This window comes from Denitrobacterium sp. (assembly GCF_056180635.1).
Genome location: NZ_JAZZJS010000044.1, coordinates 1 through 3,767 on the forward strand (window position 1 = coordinate 1; position 3,767 = coordinate 3,767).

At 55.7% G+C, this 3,767-nt stretch carries 4 protein-coding genes; 1 reads left to right on the plus strand and 3 read right to left on the minus strand.

Annotation, left to right across the window (positions count from 1 at the left end; translation table 11 throughout):
- From AC04P6_RS04150 to AC04P6_RS04160, 3 genes are all read right to left on the minus strand, one after another.
- Positions 1-425, minus strand: a 425-nt coding sequence (locus AC04P6_RS04150; RefSeq protein WP_475565335.1) for a hypothetical protein, incomplete at its 3' end; no start/stop codon positions are given.
- Positions 426-519: 94 nt separating this feature from the next.
- A complete protein-coding gene (locus tag AC04P6_RS04155; RefSeq protein ID WP_475565337.1) occupies positions 520-1,404 on the minus strand; it encodes a DegV family protein in 885 nt (294 codons plus the stop codon).
- Between the two features lie 158 nt (positions 1,405-1,562).
- Positions 1,563-2,483 carry a LysR family transcriptional regulator gene (locus AC04P6_RS04160; protein ID WP_475565338.1) on the minus strand — a complete coding sequence of 307 codons (921 nt, stop codon included), beginning with the start codon at positions 2,481-2,483 and terminating at the stop codon, positions 1,563-1,565.
- 431 nt (positions 2,484-2,914) lie between these two features.
- Between AC04P6_RS04160 and AC04P6_RS04165 the strand changes: the two genes are divergently transcribed.
- On the plus strand, positions 2,915-3,767 hold an 853-nt coding region (locus AC04P6_RS04165; RefSeq protein ID WP_475565339.1), incomplete at its 3' end, for a molybdopterin-dependent oxidoreductase.

Here is a 3,767-nt window from a genome sequence, read left to right on the forward strand (position 1 = left end):
CCGTACCATTGAATGTAGATCTCGTTGAACGCATCCTGCTCGAATCTGAACTGGACGAATGCCATGATTTCGTCCATGATGCGCTCGCCCATCTTGCCCTTGGTTTTGTTGTGCCCGAGCTCGTAGCAGTACGGACAACGGTAGTTGCAGGCGTACGTGGGGATGATACAGAGCTTCAAGCACGATGCGTCGGTGCGCTGCAGGTCGAACAGCTGCTGTTGGATGGCGAGTTGCTCATCGTCGGAACGTTCGGTAAGGAAGCCGAGCGCCGCGAGCGCGCCCGCAAGCTCGCCGGCGATGGAATCCTTTTGCCACGAATCGTACGCAGCTTCATCAAGCTGCACGAATGCGCCATTTTCGGTGTTGTAGAGCAAAGGTTCGCCGTTTGAGCCCGTTGCTTCAACAACATAGCGTGAGCGTTTCATGAGGCCACCTTCCTTTTGCCGCTGGCGCTTTCCCGAACGCCGCGATTGTAGCAAGGGCGGGGGAGGCGTGGCAAATGAACGGCTGGCGGGATGCCTATTCGGGATTGCGCCCCGAGCACAGGTAGAACACGGCGAGCAGGCCGGGACCGCAGTGCGCGCCGATGACGACGCCAAGGCTCGTGATCGTGATCTCGCCGACCTGCGGATACGCCTTCTTCACCTCGTCGCGGATGAACTCGGCATCCTTGCGACAATCAGCATGCAGGATGTGGATATCCGTGCCCGTAGGGTCGATCTTCGAGAGGTCGTTCAGTATGCCGCTTAAGATGGTTTTCAGTGCGGCTTTGCGCCCGCGCGCCTTTTTCACCACGTCGAGCGTGCCGGCATCGGGGACATACAGGACCGGTTTGATGCTAAGAACCGTGCCGATGAGGGCCGAAGCATTCGACACGCGCCCGCCGGCTTTCAGGTAATTCAGGTCATCGACGGTGAAACGATGGGCGATCTTCAGCTTGTTCTCCTCGCCCCAGGCGATTACCTCTTCGAAGCTCGCGCCCTTCTCCTTGAGCGCGACCATGTGCACGACCAGCGTGCCGAGGCCACCCGAGATGCAGCGCGTGTCCATGACGTAGAGCTGCTGGTCGGGGAAGAGCTTGCGCGCCTCGTCTGCGGCGTTCAGCGAATTCTGGTACGACGTCGACATCTTTTCGGACATGTCGCAGAAAATGACATCCTTACCTGTTTCAAGCAAGCTCTTGAAGAACTCGATGTAGGCGTATTCGGTGATCATCGACGTCTTCAGCAGGTCGCCCTGGCGCATGCCGGCATACACGGCCTCGCGGCTCTCTTCGCGGCAATCGTCTTCGAAGACCTTGTCGCCGACGGTGTAGCTGTAGGCGATGAAGGGCACATCGTGAGCATCGAGCCATGTGCGCGGAAGGTCGGATGTGGATGCTGTTGCGATGATGTAATCAGACATGAGGGGCTCCTTTGTGGCACTTTGCGTTTCGTAATGGGATGATAGCACGATTCGAGAACATGAATAAGCGCAGCATATGCCTTGCCGCTAACTCATATTGCTCCATCGCAGTTTGCTTATTTGGGCTCGTGTAAACATGACGCTGAGGCTCTCAAGATCTATTCAAGCGATTCGATGAAAGATACGAACAGTTCGAGCGCGGGGGAGACATTGTTCTTCAACATCACGAAGCTTGGCTTGATGAGTTCTTCGAGGCCCAGAAGTGGCACGCTGATCCGATTAGGAGTAAGGGAGTATGCAGGATGCCTCAACTCGCTCTCGTTCACAATCATCGCCTCGTCGGGTCGTATATGAAGGATGCATTCCTCGTACGATCCAGGCCAATAGGAGCATTTGACTGGCTGGTTGGTAATATCCGCGCCGATCTTTGTGAGATTCTCGAGGCTCTGGTAGCGAATCGATGAGGGAATGAGGAATTTGCATCCGCCGAGCTCGTTAATATGAATCTCGCTCTTTTGGGCAAGTTCGTGCGAGGCATCAAGCCAAAGATAATATGGGCCGCGTTTGCGGTCGGGCACAGGGAGGCAGACGATATCCTCGGAGAACTTGCTTCCGAAAAGCTCGATAGAGTCATTGAAAACGAAAGCAACGTCCGAAGAGCCCGTCGTAAGGATGTCTCGCAGTGAAAGATCGGGTGTAGAACGCTTATTCACGACAATTGCAGGATGTCGTTCCTGGAAGAGAAGCAGCAGGTAATCGAATTCGCGGTCGAGCCCTCCTTGCCTGATAGGGCGCTCAAACGTAATAGTCCCTGCCTTTTGCGCGGCAATGTCGAGGCACGTGGCGATGGTCGCATCATAGTCTGACACAAGACGCTCCGCATTAGCGCAAAAGCGTTTTCCCGCAGGTGTCAGACTGATGATCTTGCCACGGTGGACAAGTTCCATCCGCAGTTCTTTTTCCATGCTCGCTATATGGCTCGACAAAGTTGGTTGGGCCATGTTCAGCTGCTTGGCTGCTTTGCTGAAGTTCAAATAGCGCGAGAAAACGACGAATTCGCGCATGAGCTCTATATCCATGCAAATCCTCCTGTGGATACGGTCTCATTGGAAGGGAGCCGAATGCGTCCAGATGGCTTCCTAGGCGTAGTTTACCAAAGCGCGATAAAGCCAGAAACCTGCCGCTATAGTAATTCTCGTAGGGGTTATTGCGTTTTACGTAGGACCCTCTCAAATTGCTATTTTTACTACGAATTCGCAGGTCCTATAGTGTTTTCTAGAGAGACAGGCTGACATTGGCATCAAGGGGAATCCAAGCAAAGCCTGCATAATCGGAGAAGAGAGAAAGGCGAAGAATGGAAGAAAGGGTCACATACAATCCTTGCCAGGGCTTCGGGTGCCACGAGCATTGCATTCTAGAAGTTCATTCCAAGGATGGAAAGATCGTTCGCACGCAACGTGCGAATCTCCCTGGTCCGCATCCGGGATGCCGCATCTGCAGCAAGGGCATCATGTCCGGCAAAATTCCTTATGCGGAAGACCGCTTGCTTCATCCCTTGAAGCGCGTGGGAGAGCGTGGCAGCGGTCAGTGGGAGGAAATCAGCTGGGATCAGGCGCTCGACGAGATTAGCGCCAAGATGAAGGAGGCGGCCGACGCATACGGCCCGGCTTCCACCATTGTGAACACGTTCTGGTGCGGCGTTCCCGGCGCGGACCGTTCCACGAATTTCGATTTGGCAATGCGCTTCACGAATGCTTTCGGTGCAACTCGCCTCGAGGGCCCTTCCATTGATATGGGTCCCATTCTGGCGAGCCTCTCCGACATGTACGGCGTCATTTCCAACAACAAGTATCTGCTGAACAATTGCAACGACATGATCGTCATCTGGGCGGCGAACCCGATTGCGTTCACTCGTCCTGGCGAGACTACGCACATGCTCATGGAAGCACGCGAGCGCGGTTGCAAGATCGTCCAGGTGTCGAACCTCTTCGACGTCACGTCTGCGAAGGTCGATCAATGGATTCCCATCAAATCCGGTACGGATGCGGCATTCGCGCTCGGCATGGCGAACGTCATCGTGCGCGACGGCTTGGTCGATGAGGCGTTCATGCTCGACGAGACGGCGGGCGCGTTCCTCGTACGTGCCGACACGGGTAAATACCTGCGCGAGTCGGACGTCGTCGAGGGAGGATCGCCGGAAGTGTTCGCCGTCGTCGACGCGAACAGCGGCAAGGTCGCGTTCGTGCCGAAGCAGCCGCTCCGTCATTCCGGCTATGGAGATGTGGTTCCCGCGCTCGACAGCGAGGCAGAGGTGGACGGCATTGCGTGCAAGAGCTCGTATCGCCTGCTGGTCGAGCATCTCC